Here is a 21,665-nt window from a genome sequence, read left to right as displayed (position 1 = left end):
GTGCAAATAGATACCAATGCACCTCAGAGAAAGGAGAACAATGAAAGCACTGAAGAAGTTGGCTTATCTCAAACTGCTGAATATCCCCAAGGACAGTCTGTTCTGGGACTGCCTCATCAAGGCAAAGCAATCTGCGATGTTTCAGGAGCGGTTGGTATTTAGTGGTTTGGTCTCATGTGACCGAAACGAGATTCCCGCATCAATTCGGAGACTTGCCAAGGAAACCTGCCTGTCTCCACAAACCGTCAAGGCCTCACTGAGGAGTCTTGGTGACTTGGTGATTAATAAGGACGGAGTGTGGTCCCCGATTGAGCCAGATCACTCGTGGTTTCGAAAACTGAGCGATCCCAACGTCCAACATTGGAGCGACCATTTCAGCTACGTCAAGCTCTTTCTGCCTATCAAAGGAGCCGTGGTCGATTATCAAGATGCGAAGCGAAGGTTCGGAGTTTATCACGCAGCGGTCTATTCACAGATTGTTAGCCTCGCTCGGGGAGGCGACTCGGCCACTGTGCCGGAAACTGCATTGAGTACCCAGCTAAGTGGGATCAATCGTAAGACCATTGCCAGCGTTCTGAACGATCTCGACTATCTGGGCCTTATTAGCCGAGAGCGTTTCGGACGAAACCTTAAGTTCTATCTGCTTCCGCTTGCTACGGAGCATCTCAGTTTATTCCAACAAGCCCCGCAGGGAGAAAAGCTCGCCGTCAAGAAACCCAAGCCACCCGCTGACCCCAACGTTTACGAGTTAAAGGGAGATGGTCTCGATGAGTACCGTGAGCAATGTCGTGGACTCATGACGCAGAGTTACGCCGAGAAGGCAATTGATATGTCCTACAAGATCGGTGAAAGCTTTGGTGACTTCTGCGGATTTCTGAGCGAAACCAAGAAATGGCACGAGGACAATCGGCTCAAAGGCAAGATTACGGTGGGCCATATCGGTCGGTTTCTTGTGGCTCGATATAACGCACGCTTCAAAGAATTCGCACGGCGTAAATCTGAGGCAGAAGCCTTGGAATACCTCCGTTCAGATGAATTTCAAGAGAAGGTGCAAGCTGATGAAAAAGCTGCTGCCGCCGATCCTCTACACGAGAGGCACATTTTTCAAATCGAAAGCATCACGTCGAGAGTGCAGTTTGATCCAAATCCGGTTACCAACTATCGAGCGGCACAGCGTGTGATTGTAGAGCTTGAACGCCATTTTGAGCCGTTCGTCAAAGAGGAATACGAAGCTGTCGAACTAAAGTCTGCGTTGACGAGAATTGTCCGGCTCCATCTTTGCCACGCACTGGCGAAAGTAAATAGGCATTATCAGTCAGATTCGTTCGCATCCCTAGAGGAATTCATTGAAATCATTAATCGAGGATTGCGATCTCTCAAGGTACGGATGATCCCGGAATTTACGTTCGATTTGTCGAACCACGAGACTTCAAAGGAACCGAAGAATGAAGCTCCAGTGCATAAATAGGATATGCAGTGGAGAGACCTTTACGACACGGAAGAATGGCAACGAACAAGAGAATTCGTCTACGAAAGGCATGGTGGCAAGTGTCACATCTGCGGCAATCCCGGACGTGACACTCACCACCTTCGCTATGACCAAGGCTTCTACAATCCAGACTATCTGATCCTCGTGTGCCGTCCTTGCCATCGGATTTGGCAAGGTGATCCACCAAACCATTTGCCTGATTCCAATCACAAAAAGCCAGCCCTGATTCGCGTCGCCGAAATTGCCAGAGCTTTGAAGAGCTTGGTACAGGTCTACAATCCCAATCGCGGCCTTTGGGAATGGGTGCCGAAGACTTGGCTAGAGGATTCTCCTTGTTAGGTTTCCTGATGGAAACGGCGTCCAACGCAAGTTCCGCTTACTCACTCCGAAGCGGTCTCTAAGTGCAGGACCAACTCTGCCAATTTCTGGAGTTTGTCAGTTTCAACTTTCGGCCCGAAAGTTGAAACTGCAATTTGCTTTTTCTTAGGTGCCCGCTGCACAACGCCGAATTTTGAGTCTGAAAATCAGAATCAAATCGCGTCCCTATCTTGCTTACGAGCCAATTTGACCGTGGTTACCGCACTCATCCTCAAGACAAAACGAACTTGTCTTGGCACCATTGATGAATCGCACCATATTCATAACTACTGCACGACATTACATGTAATTTGTCAGTAATAAATGAGGCACCATATATGAACAGTGCAGTAAAGTGTCCTGACTGTGGCGTGTTGCCGGGACAGTTCCATCGCGAAGACTGTGACATCGAACGATGTACGGCTTGTGGTACACAGCGAATATCCTGCGATTGTGATGAAAGTATTCGCAGTCCATGGAGCAGTGACGCAGTTGAGAATCTTTCTGATCTTAAGGAGGCCCCAAACAATGAGTAGCACCACAAGCAAAGACAAGTCGCGACACGGTGTCGTTGAAGGAGTTCACCATACAGTTAAAAGACGGCTGGTCAGAGGGAAGGAATGTGCCACCGCTGACATCCTTTTGCGGCCATCGCAACTGGAAGCCTATGCCGCGTTAAAGCAGTCTGATTACGGTATCCTAAACGCTCCAACTGGATGGGGAAAGAGTGCCGTTCTCTGTACGCTCGCAGGGGACGACCTGCTAACGAATCCAGAACGCAAAGTGGTCTTCTGTATTCCGCAGAGAGTCATTGCGAAAGGGTTTGTCGGTGAAACTCGCATCGAGGTTCCCGGCCATGGCAAGCTCAACTGGAAGGTTGATCATGATCTCTGTGGCGACTCAACGAATAAGATTCAACAGATTCATCGTTTCCTGTTGGAGCCCGCCATGGCGTCGGTCTCTGGCAGAATACTCGTCACAACTCATCAAGGGCTGGCGATTGCATTTGGAAAGTTGCCACCAGACCAGTTCGTCGAGGCTATTTTCAATACAACTTTTGTAATTGATGAAGCCCATCATGTTCAGGCTGCGGAGCGAACCGGCAATCAGCTTGGCGAACTGGTCACCAAGATTGTGGACTGCGATGAACCGTCAACACGTATTCTGTTAACCACTGCCTATTTCTTTCGTGGCGACAAACTGCCGATCTTGCAAGATCGGCAGTTTGAATTGTTCCAACGTCATCTGGTACCGTTCGACGATCACTGGCGTAATTTGAAATATCTGTCGTCTTATCGGTATGATTTTGTCGCCTTCAAAGGAACCGTCTGGAAATCGTTGGATGGTCTGCTCTCAGAGAGCCAAGAGCCGACAATTATCTATTGTCCCCAAGAAGGACACCGTCTGTTGTTGGGCAGTTCCAAAGAAACGTTCACGAAGCGAGTTATCGATCTGATAAGGCGAAAGTTCGGAGCGACATTATGGACTCCGAAATGGAAACCGAGTCGTCCAATTATTCTCGATCTTGTCGACACCCAGAATCGCGCCGAAAAAGTGAAGTTTGCGATGGAGCATGGAGATAAGATCGCCGTAATTCTTACGGTCGGTATGTTTCGCGAAGGTGCCGACTGGCGACAAGCCCAGCGCGTCATTGACTTGATTCCTACCGGATCAGACCAAGATCGCAATCAGCGATTCGGCCGCCTCATTCGTGACCATCCCGAGAAGCAGTCCGTGAGCTACTTTTCATTCTTCCCACAGGTAACCAGTCACAAGGATGGAAAGCAACGCGAAGAGTTGACCAGACTCTATGCACATTTTCATGCATCACTCGTGCTTGAGAATGCTTTGGCTCCGATCAATGTGATGCCAAAGACCCAGCACAAAGGAACGAAGAAGAGTGAAAAGGAAAGGCCGACCAACCTGTTGGGGCAGTTCAATGAGCAAACCCAAGAGGCAATTATCAGTGATTGTCACGAGGCATTGCTACAACTGCATACCGAGGCCGACTCGTCAGGTGCAACCGTACCGTATGGAGATGCTAGAGAGGCAATGATTCAGGTGCTTAGACGCCACGGAGTCACTCAAAATGAGGAACCGCTCGCCAAGCAGGTGGTCCTCATGCTTCGGCGACGCGTGAACCTCAAACTGCCGGTTGCTGAACTCGTTAAGGCAGGTTTCGATAAGGTATGGTCAACGGAAGCTCTTGATGGCATCCGACTTTATTCTGCCGGGTTTGGTGGTCCTGATTCATTCGACGAAATTCGACGGGTCATTCTCGATGTCTTCAACTCCCAGTGGCTGGATATGTACCAGCAGATCAGAAAGCTTGTCGCCCTGCCAACTCCCCAGCATCACGCCTACTGGTGGATTCAAAACAACAAGAGCTTCTATCGCGATGGTCGACTCTCCGAGGAACGCGTCCGCCTTCTTGAAGAAATTCCATGGTGGGAATGGCAACGCACCGTTCGTGATCGCTGGAATGAACAATTCAAGCAATTGAAAGGGCTTGAAAATTGTCCGCCAGCCGGAACCAAAGAATACGACTGGGTACGGCATCAGCGACGAATGCAAGAGAAGAACTCGCTTCCAGCAGAGCGAAAACAAAAGCTGGAATCTATTCCATGGTGGACGTGGAACAATTATTCGCGGCAGTTTGATGTCCGATTGGCTCAGCTACGACGACTTCGTCGCTTCCCAAAGTCCCGCACGCCTGAGTACGAGTTCGCCAAGTATTTCCGCAGGCGAAAGCAGCAGGGGAAACTTGAACAAGAGCGGATCAAGGAGTTGGAAGCGATTCCGTGGTGGTCATGGTAAGTGCAGTATCTGCCTACTGATTCAGGCCGCAAACAGCAGCACTTACGAAAAAGTTCCGAGAACGATACTACGTTAAGACACAAAAACAACAGCATAAAACATCAGAAAGATTCACGATGGATAAAGCATTACAGCCAAACCAACACCAAGAAGAAAACATCGTTAACCAAAACAAAGACACCCCTAGCAGCCCATATATTCAGCCATTTGAATGTGCGGAATGTGGTGCTTATGGAGAACGAAAAATCGAAAACGCAGAGCCTTGGCAGATCAAACAAGCCAAGAATGGAAGACTGCCCTTCAAGGACGAGACATTTGGGGAACTATGTGAATCCTGTTTGGATTTGAGAGAACCAACAGGCTGTACCGTTTGGGAGGAGGTTCGTTGCGAGATATGCGGCGTGCGGGAAAGAGTAACTATTGAGAATGCCCCTAAGCAACTCGTTCAGGAAGCAACACCTGATGGGCAGATCGAAAACTCCGGTATCTATCACTGCAACTCTTGTCAGGAAGTGGAGCGATTGTGGAATGCATGGGAAGATGCCATTTGTATTTTTCCCTACTGTGATATGTCGGATGTCGCGAATCTTCTTCCAAACCTTAAATCTGAAGACAAGGATGAAGACACCGCCCACGCAGATCGCGTTACCCACGCCATGCATATTGTTTTGGAGCAATGCAGTCACGTTGTATCGCGATGCCTCGGTGTAGATGATCCTTTGGTGGAGCATTTTCCCCGCGTGTCAGGTGTGGAGAACATCCCACCGAACCCCAAAAAGATAGGTGGGATCGAAGGTGAAGCAACGAACTGTCTTGGCGATGTACTCGTCGCACTCCAACTCTTGAAGAAGATGATATTGCAGAAAGAAAAAGTACCATCGGAGTTCAAGTGACTGCTCAGGAAAGCAAGCCCTGATACAGCATGGAACTATACGTGACGGCAGTTAGTGAACTAGAGTTACAGCCCTCTGATTCCTAATCCCTTTCTTTGAATCAGGCCACGCGGAGATTCTTGAACACCGTTTTATTGGAATGGGGCATTCAAGACTGATTTCGTGCGTTTTGACGACAAACAGATAATGCCATGCTTATGTATTGTTGTGTCCCGATAATATGTTTGGTCTACGCAGTTTAGTTGGTACGTCAATATGCGCTCAACGAGAAATTTTCAACGTCTTACACGAAATACCTTGGAAAACATTTGACTACCCCACAATTGGCCGGTCAAATACCTCTTCGTAAGGGTCGCTACAGCAGTGTCGGCAACTCCCGCAGGCAACACTCACTGAAAAATTGATTGAAGGGTTGCTCTTCTCGTGCCTCGTCCAACTTGTCAACGCGAATCTGAGTCGAACATGTTGAATAGCTTTACATGGTTATTCACGTTCTTCACTCTCTTGCAAGCTTTCGGCTGTGCTAAGCAGGATGAATCGCTGACGCAACGCGGTTTCGTTGAAACCGAGTTCACCGACAAAAATGGACAGAGCCACACTTATCTTGTTTTCGTCCCTTACGACTATGAGCCTGACCAGAACCGTCCATTGATTCTTTTCTTAAACGGAAAAGGGGAAAATGGAGACGATGGATACTGGACAATCCACAACAACTTTGGGATCGAGGTTTGGGAGATGAAACGTCATTTCCCATTCGTTTGTGCGATTCCCCAATGCCCAGATGAAGCGGGCTGGACCCGAGAAAATCTCCTGCGTGCTTTTGACTTTGCAGATGAAGTCGAAGAAACGTACGGAACCGACAAAGATCGGGTCTACATCACTGGTGTTTCTCAAGGAGGTCAAGGAGTCTGGAATGCCCTCGGAATAGCTCCAGAGCGTTTCGCCGCAGCAATTCCTCTTTGCGGAAGCCCAAGTGTTGATGCCGAGACCATCGCAAAATCAGGAATTCCGATTTGGAATCATTGCAATGAACAAGACAAACCAGCCTTGGTTGAGGCCAACCAGCAAATGCACATGAACTTGCTGAAGTTAGGGGTAAGTCCTCTCTATTCAGAATACAAAGCATCGGGACACAACTGCTGGGATCGTGTCTATCGCTCTGCTCCAGTTTACGAATGGATGCTAGAGCAAAGACGGACAGATAATCGCAGTAGTAAAATGTTTCGATTGTTCTCTCCAAGCGAAATTGCTTCCAATTGGGTGCCCCTTGGGAATACACCGTGGAGGATTGCTGACGAGCGAGTTCATCCGCCTGAGGACATTGATTTCAAAGCTCAGGACATGTTAGTTAGCGATAAGGCGTATAGCCAGTTTGAACTTCATTTGGACGCTTGCCTTGGAACTGAAAGCAAGGGATGTCGTTTGGGGTTAACGAGCCATGCGTCAGAAGACCGCGACACGCCAACGCTCGAAGTGGTTTTGCCTCTGGTTGACCAAGGAGTCGGCGAGGTGCGATCAAGCGATGGAATGTGGAAAGCTGCTATTGAGCCGATGGCCCAGCGACAACTTTTGAGCGACTATGCCAATGATATTCGTTTGTCATGGCAAGAAAAACGATTGAAGCTGTACATCAACGGATGTCTGGCTGCTGACGTCTCAGTGCCAGACGAAATCATCCACGAAGGATCAGTGACTCATCCAACGTTAATGTCCGACCACGACGTAGGTTGGCAAAACATACGTTTGAAGACGCTGGATTCGATTTAGTACGCAGACGCTTGTTGGGATCAATTGATGCTTGCATCAACGGTATTACTGTTATCTCTTTTCGCCGCTGATGCGGAAGAAGGCACTGATCTGACCCGGCCTGAAGGCCGTGTTGAGCAGGTAGTGGACGTTTGGCGTCGTCGTTCCGAGGCGTTTGCAGCAGGAGAAGTGGAATGGGAATACAGCCATAACTCGTTTGGGAGATTCGAATCCTATTGGGTTCCTTTCAATGTCGAGGCAGATTCTCCTCTTCATGCCACCTTTCAGTTTTTTGAAGGTACTACACAGTACCGCAGTCAAAGCACTGATTATCCCTTGCTGGGAAATAGGTTTTCAAAGACAAACGAGCGAGAATATTATCGATCAGCATTACTATCTCAATTCTCTGAGAAAGACACAGATGCTCTCAAGCAGTTGGATTATTCCATCACGTTGACTTCGGATGGGCTACGGCATTCATGGAAGGATTCTGAAACGGAGCAGTCTGAATATCCTCGAACCATTGTTTTGCCCCAGAGTGCGATTTCGTCGATTGATTCGTTGGCAGGCGTTAGCGGTTTTGCCTCGGATTCGCACGATCATCTGTCTGGTGTCCCTTCTTCCGTCTTGCACCAGCTAAGCACGCTTCCCTGCCTGCTTACGTTCCGGCCTTTTATGTTCGACAGTCGGCTGACGGAAATCTCGAAAAGTGTTGAACTGACGAGAGGCGACAATCCTTTCAATAGTTCATTGATTTCGCTAACGTTGGCTGCGGATAGTTCTGATGAAAACAGTCTTGATTGGAAGTTGCTCTGTGACCCTGATTTAGATTTTTCTGTAGTGCGGATGCTGGGATCAGAAAGTAGCAAAACAATCGTTCAGTGTGATGTGTCTTATGACAAGCATGCGAGCGGGTACTGGATTCCACTGGATTGGACGGTCCAGATTATTGGGGACGACCCGTCGTTTATTCGACAGATTGCAAGATCCAGCCGAACAAAGCTTGAACTTTCCAAAGCTAAGACGCAAGAGATTGATGTTGCCACCATACCGAGCACTTGGATAAACGACTTTGCTGCCAATCAACATTTCCTCGTAATGGACGATGGTAGTCATTGGCAAATTCCCGACGGCAAAGCCTCTTGGCTTTCATATGAACAGATTGTCGCCATGTCGCATGGAGAAACACCGGCAGGTGTCACGACCGATTCAGGCTGGCCAACCAAAAGACAGATTATAGCGGCACTGACGCAATGGCCTGGGCTTCTGTTTCCCTTATCGATTTTGGGTGGGGGCATGTTTATGGCCATACGATTGCTCGCCCCTAAAGCGACTGACGCACAGAATGTTACGGCCACAACAGAAGAGGATTGAAGCACGATGTCCGTTTTTTAGTGCTCGCGATGGCTTATCCCAATTCACCATCGGAACACCCCACGTACTTCGTTGACCGTGAAGCGTTGAATCGATTCGATGTAGGACTTTTCCTTTAAAGAACTAATACGACGGTATATTGGAATTCGAGCATGAATCAGCCTGATCCGAAATGGTACCTACTCGGTGTCGTCGTCTTGGCTTTCTTTGCGATCCAAATTCCGCGTTGGTTTGATGGCCCCGCCTACTCACAGGAAGAATGCCTTCAGGTTTGTAAAGATGCGTTTGCACGGTACCAATCACTTAAAGCGGCAAAGGCTCCTGAGGCGGAATGGGAAGCATTTCATGGCGAGGTGTTGCCTCGTCTTGATGCGATTACGAAAGATCATGAAGAAAACGTCACCATGACAAGCACCCGAGACGGGGCACGGTCTCTTATTTATCAAGTTGCAAAATACAACCTGCCTGAATTAATTAGAAATAAGAATGATACAAAAACACTACAACACTCAAGTGACATTGATAAGCAGTTAGCACAAGCTGAAAAAGTCATGCTTGCCCCTACCACACCCGCAAGGCCAAACAAAAAGCCTAAAACAAATTCGAGTCAGGGTTGGGATCCCGTCATTGTGGCGATTTTAATCGGCGATCTGGCAATCGCGTTAGTTGGCGGAGGGTTTTGGCTTTGGCGGAGTTAGTCATGCCCGACTTGTTTGTCGTTGTTGGCGGCGCACTTCCGTGTCAGCGAGATCGATTCGCATTTTCTCGCCAAGCCGGAAAGACAATGCAAAAACGACCAATGGAAACTTAAATAATGGATTCACGAGCAACCACAAATCGAAAGGTGAGGGTTCACTTTGCTCTCCAACTGGCAATCGTGATTGCTTGCTGGACGGGAGCGAACGTGGTTGCCCTTGCTGCGATTGATGCCTATGAATTCCATCAGGTGTGCCGAGAAATTGGACTGTCACCTGACATTGCGAATGCGTTTCAAACGGTTTCGCTAAATCTTTCATCTCGAAACTTTCCGACAAGAAATTCGGTTAATTACAAATTGCTCACACCTGAGCCAAGCGAAGCAGGAAAGAAATATCCCGTCGTCCTTTATCTGCATGGGGCCGGGGAACGGGGCAGCGATGGTATGCGTCCTCTACGTTCCTTGCCATCCAAGCTTGCCTCGGATGACTATCGAAAACGTTTTCCTTGTTACCTTGTTGTTCCTCAGTGCCCAGAGGGTACTAAGTGGAACTATCGCGGAGAGTTGTATCCTCGTCCACGCGATGAGCTGGATATAGTTTGGGCTATTTTGCAGGATGTTCTTCAAAGAGATGGTGTAGACCCGAATCGTGTTTACGCCATTGGCTTTTCAATGGGGGGATACGGAGTTTGGGAGCTTGGTTGTCGCCGTGCCCGTGCATTGGCTGCAATTATCCCAGTTGCCGGAGCCGGAGAACCAGAAAAAGCAAAGCACCTCCTTGGTCTGTCAATTTGGGCGATCCACGGACAAGACGATGAAGTTGTCAATGTCGAAGGCACTAGGAAAATGATTAAGGCTGTGCGTATCGCAGGTGGCAATCCTAGATACTCAGAGATTGCAGGAGTTGGTCACAGAGCGTTGAGTCCCTCGCTAGAAGAATTGGATGAATTACTTCGTTGGTTATTTGAGCAGTCACGAGAACACACATGAACGTCGACGCCTGCTATGTAGCAGACCATATTCTAAATGGTATCCACTTGGCGCGATCGCTCTCGCATTCACAGCAATCCCAATCTCACACTGGTTTCGCAAAAACGCTTATGTCAACGGAGAGTGCTATCATATACTCACATGAAGTCATGTGAAATATTTTGCGATGAGTGATGCAGCAATATAACTCTCTAAAATGAAAGGCATTTCAACCTTAGTTCATTTCGGTTAACTACGATAACACTTTGGCAAGCACTTCGGTTTCGTCAGAATGCTAGGCACAGAATTACTCAGGTTATTCAGCAAACAGATATCCTATTAATAATTGATTTCCGAAATCCATATCGCCCGAACTGCTGATTGGATTGATAGCGTGTTGAAGGTTCCATGAAACACAACGTGTACATAACAATCAATGATACGCCGTGCGCAACTATCTTCAAAAGTATCGCGAAAGCAGGTCGTCCTGTTCGAGTGAAGACAAGACGATTATTCTTGATTGTTGCGATATGTGCAGCATGCGTAGGTGCTGGATGCACCAAACGACTTAAAAGCAATGAGTCTCACATTGCTAAAAACGATAGTCGATTGCAGGAGAATGACGTCCGCGTCTATTCGCATTCGTTTGGCATTGTGAAGCCCCATGAAAAGCGTAGACATAGTTTTATAATTACTAACGACTCAGATCACCAATGGACATTGAGCGATATGGGTTTGACATGCAGTTGCACGGTTCCAGAAGTAGAATGGCGCACCATTCCTCCCGGTGCCTCTGTGGATATTAACGTCACTTATCAGGCGGATGGAGGCAGCAAGGATGATCACCGTTTCGTAACCGTACATTTTTCGGAGCCAACAGCCCCTACTTTGAAGTTGAAGATAACAGCCTTTGTGCGTGATAAGGCTGTTCCCATCCCTGCCACCTTGACGGTTGATGTGCCCTCTGGTCAACAGTGCAATGAGGAATTCTTTCTAAATGTCTATGATGACCATGACTGGGCAAATGTTGTGGTGACGAGTTCAGTGCAATGGATTCATGTGGTTCCTCAGCTGGCATACACAGGCAGCTTTCAATATGGAAACGATGCGTCAACTGGCCCTCAGCAAAAGTGGAGATGCGTAGCTCGCATCGATGCCGATGGACTTGCCCCGGGAAGGCATTTGGCAACCCTTACTGTACATCCGCCCATGGAAGGGGAGAAAAAAGTCGATATCCCCATTTCGTTAAATGTTCAGAAGCCAGTTCACGCCATACCGGACACACTGTTCTTTCACAATCTTCGAGTGGGTGTGGAATCACAAGAAGTGATAGAAGTTGTTGCTCACACAGCAATGAAGTTGTCTTTAAGGGATATTGAAGTGACCCATACACTTGGCGATGGATTGAGGCTTGAAGTCCGGGAGGTTCAGCCAGACCAATTTGAACTGCAAGCGACGATGGCTTCCAGCGTGCCAGGGATTAAGAGAGGACAGATTACCCTGAGGATTCCTAAGATAGATGCAGAATTGGCAATTCCTGTAATTACGAGAACGGCAACAGAGTCATGACATTTTCAGGGCCATCCCCTCAAGAGAAAGTAACAATCGCATGTGCGGTATGTGCATTACTGTTCATTCTAGCGACCAATGCGACTGCCCAAGCTGAAGAGTCATCAGCGAAAGACACGCTGCCAATCAGCAGTGTGATATGTGGACCAATAGCAGTTCGTCAAACACTGATGCATTATGGAATCAGTGAATCACTCCTTACGCTTTTCGATGAAATTCGGCCTAGTCGATCTAATGCTGGCTCTAATTTACATTCCATTAGCGATTCCCTTGCCAAACGGGGGATCCACGCAAAAGCCGCTCACATTGGAAGCGAGGTGCAGATTGACTGGGACTACCCGGTAATTGTTCATCTTACAGGTGATTCTTCTTCGTCCGGTCATTTTGTCGTTTACCTTCCATCAAAAGACAAGGGTAAGATCTGCCAACTCGACGGGAACGGCAGGGAAAGAATGGCAGACTGGCGCACAGCCGCTTCAGAACGATCGGGGGTTGTTCTGCTGACCGCGCCATCGAAGCCGACGGACTGGAATGCAGCGTTTAAGCCTGATCTGCAACAGTCTTGGATCACTTTATCACTTTACGCAATGGCGGCGACAATACTGTCTTTGTTTGGCATTGCAGCATTTTTAAAAAAAGGATGAGCTATGATTCGTTTGCATTTATGGTGCTTGGGTCTAGGGGTTGTTTTCATCTCCGCTGGGGCCCTCATGGACTCCCGGCATCGTTCGCATGTGAGCTATCTCAGCGATAAAGAGCAAGGTGAGGTTTGGGGTGGACAGGGAGCGTGCTACATCAGTGCCGATTTCTCTTGCGGCATGGACGCTACCAACTGCCCTGCTGCTAATTGTGTACGCAATGCAGGAACACTGGAATGGGAGTGCGATGCAAGTAGAGTTGACAAACCCATTTATGAACACTACGGGGACGCCGCGGGACCGACTATAGGCAAAGATGCACTCACCGCTGGTGTGGATACACCATGTAATATTTTTTACTACTGCGGATGCGATACCACTGTTATCGGCACTCCTCCTTGTAGCGGTGACGATTCGCATGTACGTGACAATGACGAAGCAGTTAGCGCAGAATTTATAAACTATAAAGTAGATTGGGAGAATGGTAATTATTGCCCAGATATTGGTGAATGATCTTTAGGGTTGTTTCAAAACCCTAACACAGGTAAAGATTTGCGTCATGCCTACCATGGAAAGAGTGCCCTCAATGGCTGGTAGGCGTGGAGCCTTGCTCACTAAGGATCAGTGGGAGATGGTTAAACCTTTAATTCTGGAGGTCTCGACAACCCGCAGTGGTGAAAGGTTTCGGGCCGACGAGCGGGCCTGTTTTGAAGGCGTTTTTGTGAGTGATTCGTAGCAGGCTCATCGGCAGGATCTGTCGGGTTGGTATTCGACGCCAAGCACTTGTTGGCGACGATTTAGCCGAGGAGGCAGGTGTCTTCGTCGATATGCGGTATACCTTCATTGGTGAACTCGATGAGCAAGCTCGCATTAACTGCAATGAGATCTTCATGGGCGGCAACTTCCATAGGCTTGTCGTGCGTACGCACATCATTCGTGGATTTACCAAACCTTCATGCACGTAGCGTGCGAGATAATTTGCTTACGTAGGCTTTGAATCAGTTTTCAGGGAACATAAATTGCGATGAGAAAGCAACCACGAAGTATTGCTGCACAGTTCCGGTGCATAAGGAATGCGATATTCTGCCTATTCGTTGCAGGAGTCCTGCAACTTCCGACAATATCGCTAGGTGAAACGACGGCTGAGCTTCAGCAATTTATAATTGCTGGAATGAGAACTGAGCGGCAGCAGCTCAAGAGTGGAGCTTATACGGCAAACGGAAAATTTTCAGTTAAGGAGCCAGGAAGCCCCGCAGTCTCGGGGGAAATGTCTTTAAAAGGATTCTTTGATGCCACGCAGGACAAATTTCGTTCCGACAGCAAGCGTCCAGCAAGAACGATGCCTAGCGCAGACGCAAAGGATAAGTGGAACGCCACTTCACGGAAGGTGGTTTCCACCCCTGATATGTCGCTTTTTTATAATGAGAATTTCGACCGGCTAGAAGTTCATCAGCCCGGAGTCCTCGAACTTAGCTCAATGCCAAACACGGAAGGATATCTAGATGTACGCGTATTGGGGATTACCTCTTTTAGTCATCTATTCAAAAACAGAACAATTCATGACAGCTTCTCCGAACTAGAAAAGGCTCCTGCCAGTGAATGCATTGATGAGGGCGAAGGAATTTACAGAATAGTCTGGATCACAGGCCCCGAAGATCGCCGGTTTACGATTTGGGTCGACACGCAAAATGGATTCACCCCTATTCGTCTACAGTGGCAGTTTTATAAGATCGGTTCTAGCGGCGAGTGGTTGGATCCATTTGAGGTCCATGAAATTGGCTGGCGTCAAAGTAGCAGTGAGTGGGTGCCAACATCGTACCGCATGAATACTCAGATCGCGCTGCCAAGTCGCAGTAAACCTGACAAATTGGAGAATGGCACACCAGCCACAAGAGAGATTCACTACGATCTTTCGTTCAATTGGAAGTCAATTAATGAACCACTCGATGACACATTATTTGAATATGAATCCATGGAGCTACCGGTTGGCACTTCCTTAGTAGATGCGAGATCAGGAGACAGGGAACGTCTCGGTACCACGGGAGTGGCATCGGGGCAACCCACAGCCCCTGAGGTGCGCACAAGGTCACCATGGGTCTGGCTGCTAGTTATTGGAAATGTTTTGTTTGTTATCGCTGTCATAGCGTATTTTGTAGCTCGAAGCCGAAGGGCCTGACTGACACCGGCTGTAGAGATTTGTCACAGGCTTAGGTATTGCATGATCGGCATGTTGAGTGATCGCCCACGCTCAAACGGGAGCAGAGAGGGCGATAGCTTCGGGTGCGATAACAGGTGTCCTTTTTGAGTTCCCTAATCACTTTCCATACTGTGCCAATTGTAATATCGTGTTGTGCGGTGTACCTAGTGTGGGCGCACGTCCTACCGTTTCTGCATTTCTTGCTCCCTAGTGATGTTAACTACTCTAGTCCATATTTTCTGAGCCCGAAGCGGAGTGGTAGTGTCTCGCGATGAATACTAGGTCCGAGGAAGGTGCGTCACGTTATTCTAGCTTAAGCCGCAATATCTGGATTTCCATAAGCCTGCTATTGGCTAGTCACGTTGGCTTGTTGATCTGGTCTGCATCCGTACACAGCCCGAACATGAATGAACCATGCCATATGGTTGCTGGGCTTGCACACTGGAAGTACGGACGCTTCGACCTTTACAACGTCAATCCTCCACTTATTAGAATGGTCGCGACGCTTCCAATTTTAGTGATAGGAACTGAAACAGATTGGTCACAATGGAATACGCCACCGCCTATAAGGTCCGAGTTTTTGGTTGGTCCAGATTGGGTGGCAGCCAACAGGGAGGCCGCAATCTGGCAGGTGATGCTCGCGCGTTTCGCTTGCATCCCGTTCAGTGTAGCTGGAGCACTTGTTTGTTTTCTCTGGAGTCGCGACCTCTACGGCAACATTCCGGGCCTCTTGGCTTGCTCGCTGTGGTGCTTTTCCCCCGCAATCTTAGGGAATGCATCTTGTATTACGCCAGATGCACATGCGGCAGCGATTGGGGTAGCAGCAAGCTATGCATTTTGGTGCTGGTTACAACGCCCCACTTGGTCAATTGCAATGATAACTGGGGTGCTACTTGGACTCACGCTGTTATCCAAAATTACATGGATCCTCCTTCTGCCTTTGTGGCCTCTTATGTGGGTCTTTTGGCAGATGACCGATAGTTATCTCTGCCTCGAAATGCTTCTGAGTAGAAGCTTCCTAAGAAATGCTGTACAATTTAGCCTTATTGTGGGGATAGGTGTAAACGTGCTTAATTGCGGCTACGGCTACGATGGCACATTTCATCTCCTGGGTGAATTCAAGTTCTTTAGTTCGACTCTTAGTGGGAAAGCAGACGGGCACGGCAATCGCTTTCAAGGGACGCCTCTAGCGTTATGCCCAATACCATTGCCGGATCAATTTGTTTACGGAGCGGATATCCAAAAACACGACCATGAAAAACGTCCTACTGCATATCTGCGTGGTCAGACATTCAATCATGGAGCGTGGTATTTCTACATATATGCGCTATTGGTGAAGATGCCGTCCGGGGTTATTGCGTTGATGATAATGACAGTTGGACTGAAGTTGCTTTTTGCATTTCAATGGTATCGCTTGCGGGATGAGTTCGTCTTGCTTGCGCCTTCAATTATAATTATCGCAGCTGCAAGTAGCGATCGCGACTATACGGCGCATATGCGATATATCTTGCCATCTGTACCATTTGCATTTATTTGGATTTCGCAAATTGCAGGGACAGCGTTTAAGTTCCAATCTGAAAACGGCAAGCCATTGAGTATAGGCAACTCGTACACATCTAGGCTGATAAGTGACCATTGGTGTGCAGTCAGGCAAGGTGTTGTTGTACTGACTAAATGCCTTGCCACTATCTGTGTCCTCTCCATAGTTGGAAGTACGCTGTGGCATGCCCCCCACTGGCTTTCATATTTCAATGAGTTTGCGGGTGGTCCAGCCAATGGATATCGACATCTAGCCAATAGCAATTGCGATTGGGGGCAAGATTTACTGTATTTCAAGCAGTGGCAGGTGGATCACCCAGAACTTTCTGATGTTGGCTTAGCGTACTATGGAATGTTCCACCCTCATGACATCGGTGTCGAGTTTATCGATGTGCCTGTTCAAATTGCTTCAAATGACGAGCTGAACCTTCACGGTGGATGCTTCGACAAGCCTACAGGGTGGTACGCAGTGAGTGCTAATTTTGTAACTGGACATACTTCGTGGGGATATCGTGCCAACGGCTCAAGGGTGTACTACCAACGACCGTACTTTGGCTGGTTTTCCCGCCTTACTCCAGTTGACCGTGCAGGGTATTCTATCTTGATTTACCATGTTACAGACGAGGACCTCAAAAGGCTTGATGAGGAAGGTGTCAGAATTATTTCACCCCAGTGTAATGCCTTTAAAGAGCAGATTGAGTGGGAGTGGAAGTCTCCGTAGTGCGACAAGTGTGGTGATAAAGTGGCCTTTCGCTCCAATTGGTCACCATCCTGCTGAGAGAACTCTATTTACTCAATCTAGGCTATGGCTTTGAGGGCAATTGGGTGATTTTGAGTTCATCTCGCACACCTTGGGCGGGCCAGATGCCCACAAGGTTACGGGAAATCGATTCGAAAAACTTGGCTGGCGAGTGTTCCCATTCCTGTTCCTGCTATTGTATCGTCCGTCAAGTTGTCGGAATCTGAAATTGGGCCCAAGGGCCCCGAACTCGAAACTGGCTGGTATGCCGTCAGCGTCAATCATCTGTACGGCTATAAGCACTACGAAAACGACGAACCCGAATACACATATTTCCAGTTCGAGCCTGTGGCCAAGGCAGGGCATTCGATCTACATCTATCGGAATGGACCGGAGGAGTCATCAGCTAAATAACAAGCGGGAACTTGGCTTCATTCGTGTTTTGAGATGGATTTGCCTTGTTGAAAACCAATCTTCCGCTTTCGCCTACCCGGCCAGATTGGGTGGCAGCCAACAGGGAGGCCGCAATCTGGCAGGTGATGCTCGCGCGTTTCGCTGCTAAATTATCAGGCATGAGCACCAAGCAAAACAACCTGATCGCTGTAGCCCGACTCAGCATGAAGCTGGCGGCTAAGTTCATGCGGCCCTATTCGCACGAGCAGGCACCCAAGCGGTACACGCAGCCGCAGTTGATGACCTGCCTTGTCCTGAAGGCGTATTTAAAGACGACGTACCGGGGTGTGATCGAGATCATTGATGCCTCAGATAAGCTACGAGAATCGATTGGTTTTGCCGGGCGTTTGCCGAATTACTCGACGCTGAAATACTTCGCCGATCGTTCTCAGGTGACCGAGATAGCGGATGCCATGCTGGTAGAAATCGTCAAGAATTTCGCCCCAGCGGAAGAGGAAGTGGCGATCGATTCAACCGGCCTGGAAACCACTTCTGCCAGCGTTCACTTTCGAGCCCGTAGCGGCAGCAAGCGAAAGAAGTTCGTCAAGTTGTCGGTCTGCGTGCTGGTCGGGTCGCTTCTACCAGCAGGCATGGTTTTGAGCTGGGGCCCTGGCAACGACAAGTGCGAAGCGATGGAGTTGATGGGCAAGTCGGCCCAGGCCATCATGCCCAAAAAACTATTCGCCGACGCAGGCTACGATGCCGACTGGGTTCACGTCTTCTCCCGAGAGGTTTGGAAGGCAGAAAGCTGGATCCCACCGGTCACACACCGGCGAGACGGAACGCTTGGCGGCGAATATCGCCCGCTGATGACCGAGGAAAACCTCAAGAACTCAGGCTACACGAAACGCTGGAAGGTGGAATCGTTCATGAGCGGGCTGAAAAGAACCGTAGGTTCGACCCTTTCCGCGAGAAAGCCAACAGCCATGATGACCGAAGCCGCCCTAAAAGTCCTGACCTACGCCCTGCGGCGTTAGCTGGGAAAGGTTAACGATGTTGGGTGTTCAACAGAGCAAGATGGATTGTAAACGTTCGAGTTATGGGTGAGAATGTGAAATTGCCAGCCCAACTATCATGCCGTCTGGGCATTTACTCTTGCAGGTAAATTACACAACCAATATCGATTGACTTCTACGCCTCCTCATCCGTCCGCGTTTCTTGATATTCGAGTCCACGAAGAGGATTCCCTCCGTGGTTTGACTGCTTTTTGCGCGGGATATGAATGCGATGAATGGAGAGCAGAGCAGTTGGCATACCACCTCATTGAATGGCTCCCTGAGTTTGCCCTTACGCACAAAGAAATAGAAACACTCGGTCCTCATAATGTGGTTCGATTGTTATCTAAAGCAGCAGAGGTGATCTACAACACCAGAACTGCTTCGGCAGAACACGCCGACAAACGCGGCGAAATCGGAGAGATCCTGCTCCACATTGCTATTCGGCAAGTGTTTAAGTCAATTCCTGCGATTTCCAAGTTTTACTACAAGGACTCGGCCAACAATACCGTCAAAGGTTTTGACGCGGTCCATGTTGTTGCCACTTCTGACGAACTTCAATTGTGGTTGGGAGAAGTCAAGTTTTATAAAGGCATCTCGTCCGCGATTCGAGATGTGGTCAAGGAGATCGACGAACACACAGAGCGAGACTACTTGCGTTCCGAGTTTAGCCTCATTGCCAACAAGATCGATGATTCATGGCCTGTGGCCGACCGTCTTAAACGGCTCTTGGACAGGAATACATCTCTCGACGAAGTGTTTTCTTCCATGGCGATTCCCGTCTTTCTAACTTACGAGAGCCGAGTGATACGAGACTCAAATGCCGTAACGGAGGAGTTTCGGAAGAAGTTTGATAAAGAAGTGAGGAAGCACTACAAAGCATTCTCGGATAAAAACCTTCCGCCGGAGATCAAGATTCATTTGTTCCTACTTCCGCTTAAACTGAAGTCAATGCTTGTAGAGGCATTCGAAAAGAGGTTGAAGTCATGCCAGTCAATCAGCGGCTTGTAGATGATTTGCTCGGGCGTCTCAGCTCGGTTGACCAAATCGCGACAGACCCCTTCGCGGTCGCTTCTGATCTTTGCCGTTTGGTAAGTCAGGATAGTGATGCTGCTGAGACACACGAACTTGTCCTTCGTGCGATGGAATATCGTGAGGCATTTGGAGACTCTACCGTGATTCTTGACGGTTTGCTCAGGCAAATCGGACTTTTTCCATACCTTGATCCGAATACGCTTTCCCTTGGTGACGCGATTGCTTTGGAAGCACATCGTCCGTCAGACATGGGCGATCAAATCGTATTTCATCGGGCACAGGGACATGTCTATCGACTTCTCTTAGAAGGGGAAAACGTCGCACTTAGTGCCCCAACAAGCTTTGGAAAGAGCTTGATAATTGATGCGATGATCGCGTCGGGAAAGTACAGCAATATCGTAATCGTTGTCCCGACACTTGCTTTGATTGACGAAACTCGTCGTAGATTGGCTGAACGATTTCGAGATAGTTACAAGATCAATACACATCCTTCGCAAACGCGTGGCAAGAAAACGGTGTTTGTATTGACTCAAGAGCGTGTGCTCGAAGTAGAGAATTGGTCGTTCGTAGACTTTTTCGTGATCGATGAATTTTACAAACTTGCTCCTCAGAGAGAAGATGACGACCGAGCGGGACTACTGAATCAAGCCTTTTACTCTCTGGTTAAAAGTGGGGCTCAATTCTATATGCTTGGCCCGAATATCAGTGGAGTTACCGAACAGAATCACTTGCGAATCGCACTGAAATTCATCAAAGAGCCACATTATCACACGGTTGCCACTCAAGTGCATCGAATGAAGACTGGCAGTGATAACTTGGAATCGCTGGTCGATCTGTGCAAGACTCTTGATATGCCCACGATCATTTTTTGCAGGTCACCTAGCCGAGCCTCTGAGGTTGCTCGCCGTCTTGTATTCGAAGGGTTGGGTGAGAGAAAAGCAAATCTTGCAGAAGCCTCCGATTGGATTGGGCGACACTTTCATCCCGAATGGCATTTCCGAGAGACGCTGGAAATGGGGATTGGCGTCCACCATGGTCGAATCCCACGGTCATTGGCCCAATTTGTCGTCCGAAAATTCAATGATGGCGACATTCGCTTCTTAGTGTGTACGTCAACGCTAATTGAAGGGGTTAATACGAAAGCTAGAAACATCATTGTCTACGACAATCGTATTAATCGAGAGCAAATTGATTTGTTCACCTTCAACAACATCAAAGGGCGTTCGGGAAGAATGTTTGAGTATTTTGTCGGTCATGTCTACGTGTTTCATCCAGATCCTCAAACGGAATTGCCCTTCATTGATGTGCCGGTTCTTTCACAATCGACAGACGCATCTGACTCTCTGATTGTGCAAATGGATGAAGATGATTTGACGGAGGAATCACGAAATCGTCGTGCCAGATTTCTCAACCAATCATCACTGTCGTTCGAAGTGATTCGACTGAATCGTGGTATCGACCCCGACAGACAAATTGCGGTTGCTGAAAGAATTGCTGCGGGAAGTTCTCAGTACAAAAATCAATTCGCGTGGTCAGGATCGCCGAGTTTTGACGAACTCCGGCAGATGTGCGAGTTAATCTATGAGGAGTTTGATGGGCGTCGACTGGGCGGAGGGTCTGCTCGTTCCGCCATGCAACTAACCATGATGATTCGCAATCTGCGAAATCGACCAGCCACCAGAGAACTAGTTGAGCAACAATTTCAATATTCTAGTTCGTATGATGAGGCGGTAACGCGAGTCTTGGACTTTCTTCGGATGTGGGCAACCTTTCACTTTCCTCGATTTTTGCGCGCCGTGGGGAACATTCAGCGAGATGTGTTAGAGCGGGAAGGTCGCCGTTCGGGTAACTACGACTGGTTCGCAGGTCAGGTCGAGAGCCTCTATTCCGATCCAGTCCTACAAAGCTTAGAGGAATACGGAATCCCATTTGACACGTCGCGCAGACTGGAAAACCGGTTAGCCACAAGGGGTGATCTCGATGCATCATTGGATCGTTTGTCTCAGTTGGATGTCACAAGTTTAAACCTTCATGATTTTGAGAAAGAGTTGCTCGATGACGCAATTCGCCACCTTTAGGTCAGGTAGAGGCCGGTAGGCAATCCGCGAGGATTCGCGAAGACACACTTCAATGAGATCAAGCACAGAAAGGCCAAAGG

At 48.5% G+C, this 21,665-nt stretch carries 16 protein-coding genes; all 16 read left to right on the top strand.

Features of this window, described 5'->3' with window-relative positions; all coding sequences use genetic code 11:
- Positions 1 to 40 precede the first annotated feature (40 nt).
- The 16 genes from C5Y96_RS19060 (at position 41) to C5Y96_RS18985 (ending at position 21,585) form a co-directional block, all read left to right on the top strand.
- The gene (locus C5Y96_RS19060; RefSeq protein ID WP_105356595.1) at positions 41 to 1,468 is read left to right on the top strand and encodes a hypothetical protein; all 1,428 of its coding nucleotides are present in this window, start codon (positions 41 to 43) and stop codon (positions 1,466 to 1,468) included.
- A gap of 906 nt (positions 1,469 to 2,374) precedes the next feature.
- The gene (locus tag C5Y96_RS19050) at positions 2,375 to 4,663 is read left to right on the top strand and encodes a DEAD/DEAH box helicase family protein (RefSeq protein ID WP_158261322.1); all 2,289 of its coding nucleotides are present in this window, start codon (positions 2,375 to 2,377) and stop codon (positions 4,661 to 4,663) included.
- A 116-nt stretch (positions 4,664 to 4,779) separates the two neighbouring features.
- Positions 4,780 to 5,556 (top strand): hypothetical protein, encoded by a 777-nt coding sequence (locus C5Y96_RS19045; protein ID WP_105356583.1) that lies wholly within the window; start codon positions 4,780 to 4,782, stop codon positions 5,554 to 5,556.
- A gap of 462 nt (positions 5,557 to 6,018) precedes the next feature.
- A complete protein-coding gene (locus tag C5Y96_RS19040; RefSeq protein ID WP_105356581.1) occupies positions 6,019 to 7,323 on the top strand; it encodes a prolyl oligopeptidase family serine peptidase in 1,305 nt (434 codons plus the stop codon).
- A gap of 27 nt (positions 7,324 to 7,350) precedes the next feature.
- Positions 7,351 to 8,676: a hypothetical protein gene (locus C5Y96_RS19035; protein WP_105356579.1), complete on the top strand. Its 1,326-nt coding sequence runs from the start codon at positions 7,351 to 7,353 to the stop codon at positions 8,674 to 8,676.
- Between the two features lie 152 nt (positions 8,677 to 8,828).
- Complete coding sequence (locus C5Y96_RS19030; protein ID WP_105356577.1) at positions 8,829 to 9,374, top strand: hypothetical protein; 546 nt, start codon at positions 8,829 to 8,831, stop codon at positions 9,372 to 9,374.
- A 116-nt stretch (positions 9,375 to 9,490) separates the two neighbouring features.
- On the top strand, positions 9,491 to 10,363 hold the full coding sequence (locus C5Y96_RS19025; protein WP_105356573.1) for a dienelactone hydrolase family protein: 873 nt from the start codon (positions 9,491 to 9,493) through the stop codon (positions 10,361 to 10,363).
- 387 nt (positions 10,364 to 10,750) lie between these two features.
- On the top strand, positions 10,751 to 11,911 hold the full coding sequence (locus tag C5Y96_RS19020) for a DUF1573 domain-containing protein (protein WP_105356572.1): 1,161 nt from the start codon (positions 10,751 to 10,753) through the stop codon (positions 11,909 to 11,911).
- Entirely contained in the window at positions 11,908 to 12,555 is a 648-nt protein-coding gene (locus C5Y96_RS19015) for a cysteine peptidase family C39 domain-containing protein (protein ID WP_105356570.1), read from the top strand. The genes C5Y96_RS19020 and C5Y96_RS19015 overlap by 4 nt, the downstream gene beginning before the upstream one ends.
- 3 nt (positions 12,556 to 12,558) lie before the next feature.
- Positions 12,559 to 13,062 (top strand): hypothetical protein, encoded by a 504-nt coding sequence (locus C5Y96_RS27130; protein ID WP_146115722.1) that lies wholly within the window; start codon positions 12,559 to 12,561, stop codon positions 13,060 to 13,062.
- A 511-nt stretch (positions 13,063 to 13,573) separates the two neighbouring features.
- Positions 13,574 to 14,725 carry a hypothetical protein gene (locus C5Y96_RS19010; RefSeq protein ID WP_105356568.1) on the top strand — a complete coding sequence of 384 codons (1,152 nt, stop codon included), beginning with the start codon at positions 13,574 to 13,576 and terminating at the stop codon, positions 14,723 to 14,725.
- 424 nt (positions 14,726 to 15,149) lie between these two features.
- On the top strand, positions 15,150 to 17,006 hold the full coding sequence (locus C5Y96_RS19005) for a glycosyltransferase family 39 protein (protein ID WP_158261321.1): 1,857 nt from the start codon (positions 15,150 to 15,152) through the stop codon (positions 17,004 to 17,006).
- Positions 17,007 to 17,237: 231 nt separating this feature from the next.
- Entirely contained in the window at positions 17,238 to 17,438 is a 201-nt protein-coding gene (locus C5Y96_RS19000; RefSeq protein ID WP_105356563.1) for a hypothetical protein, read from the top strand.
- A gap of 158 nt (positions 17,439 to 17,596) precedes the next feature.
- Positions 17,597 to 18,454, top strand: coding sequence for a transposase (locus C5Y96_RS18995; protein WP_158261320.1), 858 nt, complete (start codon positions 17,597 to 17,599; stop codon positions 18,452 to 18,454).
- A 147-nt stretch (positions 18,455 to 18,601) separates the two neighbouring features.
- Positions 18,602 to 19,483 (top strand): DUF1837 domain-containing protein, encoded by an 882-nt coding sequence (locus C5Y96_RS18990; RefSeq protein ID WP_105356558.1) that lies wholly within the window; start codon positions 18,602 to 18,604, stop codon positions 19,481 to 19,483.
- A complete protein-coding gene (locus C5Y96_RS18985) occupies positions 19,459 to 21,585 on the top strand; it encodes a DEAD/DEAH box helicase (protein WP_105356555.1) in 2,127 nt (708 codons plus the stop codon). The genes C5Y96_RS18990 and C5Y96_RS18985 overlap by 25 nt, the downstream gene beginning before the upstream one ends.
- Positions 21,586 to 21,665: the final 80 nt, after the last annotated feature.

It is taken from the genome of Blastopirellula marina (assembly GCF_002967715.1).
Lineage (GTDB): Bacteria > Planctomycetota > Planctomycetia > Pirellulales > Pirellulaceae > Bremerella > Bremerella marina_B.
Note: the sequence above shows the minus strand (reverse complement) of the source record. Positions and strands in the feature narration are given on the sequence as shown.

Bases quoted from the DNA above. Each gene is read 5' to 3' on its own strand.
- C5Y96_RS19060 (WP_105356595.1), top strand. From the start codon at position 41: ATGAAAGCACTGAAGAAGTTGGCTTATCTCAAACTGCTGAATATCCCC.
- C5Y96_RS19050 (WP_158261322.1), top strand. From the start codon at position 2,375: ATGAGTAGCACCACAAGCAAAGACAAGTCGCGACACGGTGTCGTTGAA.
- C5Y96_RS19045 (WP_105356583.1), top strand. From the start codon at position 4,780: ATGGATAAAGCATTACAGCCAAACCAACACCAAGAAGAAAACATCGTT.
- C5Y96_RS19040 (WP_105356581.1), top strand. From the start codon at position 6,019: ATGTTGAATAGCTTTACATGGTTATTCACGTTCTTCACTCTCTTGCAA.
- C5Y96_RS19035 (WP_105356579.1), top strand. From the start codon at position 7,351: ATGCTTGCATCAACGGTATTACTGTTATCTCTTTTCGCCGCTGATGCG.
- C5Y96_RS19030 (WP_105356577.1), top strand. From the start codon at position 8,829: ATGAATCAGCCTGATCCGAAATGGTACCTACTCGGTGTCGTCGTCTTG.
- C5Y96_RS19025 (WP_105356573.1), top strand. From the start codon at position 9,491: ATGGATTCACGAGCAACCACAAATCGAAAGGTGAGGGTTCACTTTGCT.
- C5Y96_RS19020 (WP_105356572.1), top strand. From the start codon at position 10,751: ATGAAACACAACGTGTACATAACAATCAATGATACGCCGTGCGCAACT.
- C5Y96_RS19015 (WP_105356570.1), top strand. From the start codon at position 11,908: ATGACATTTTCAGGGCCATCCCCTCAAGAGAAAGTAACAATCGCATGT.
- C5Y96_RS27130 (WP_146115722.1), top strand. From the start codon at position 12,559: ATGATTCGTTTGCATTTATGGTGCTTGGGTCTAGGGGTTGTTTTCATC.
- C5Y96_RS19010 (WP_105356568.1), top strand. From the start codon at position 13,574: ATGAGAAAGCAACCACGAAGTATTGCTGCACAGTTCCGGTGCATAAGG.
- C5Y96_RS19005 (WP_158261321.1), top strand. From the start codon at position 15,150: ATGAATGAACCATGCCATATGGTTGCTGGGCTTGCACACTGGAAGTAC.
- C5Y96_RS18995 (WP_158261320.1), top strand. From the start codon at position 17,597: ATGAGCACCAAGCAAAACAACCTGATCGCTGTAGCCCGACTCAGCATG.
- C5Y96_RS18985 (WP_105356555.1), top strand. From the start codon at position 19,459: ATGCCAGTCAATCAGCGGCTTGTAGATGATTTGCTCGGGCGTCTCAGC.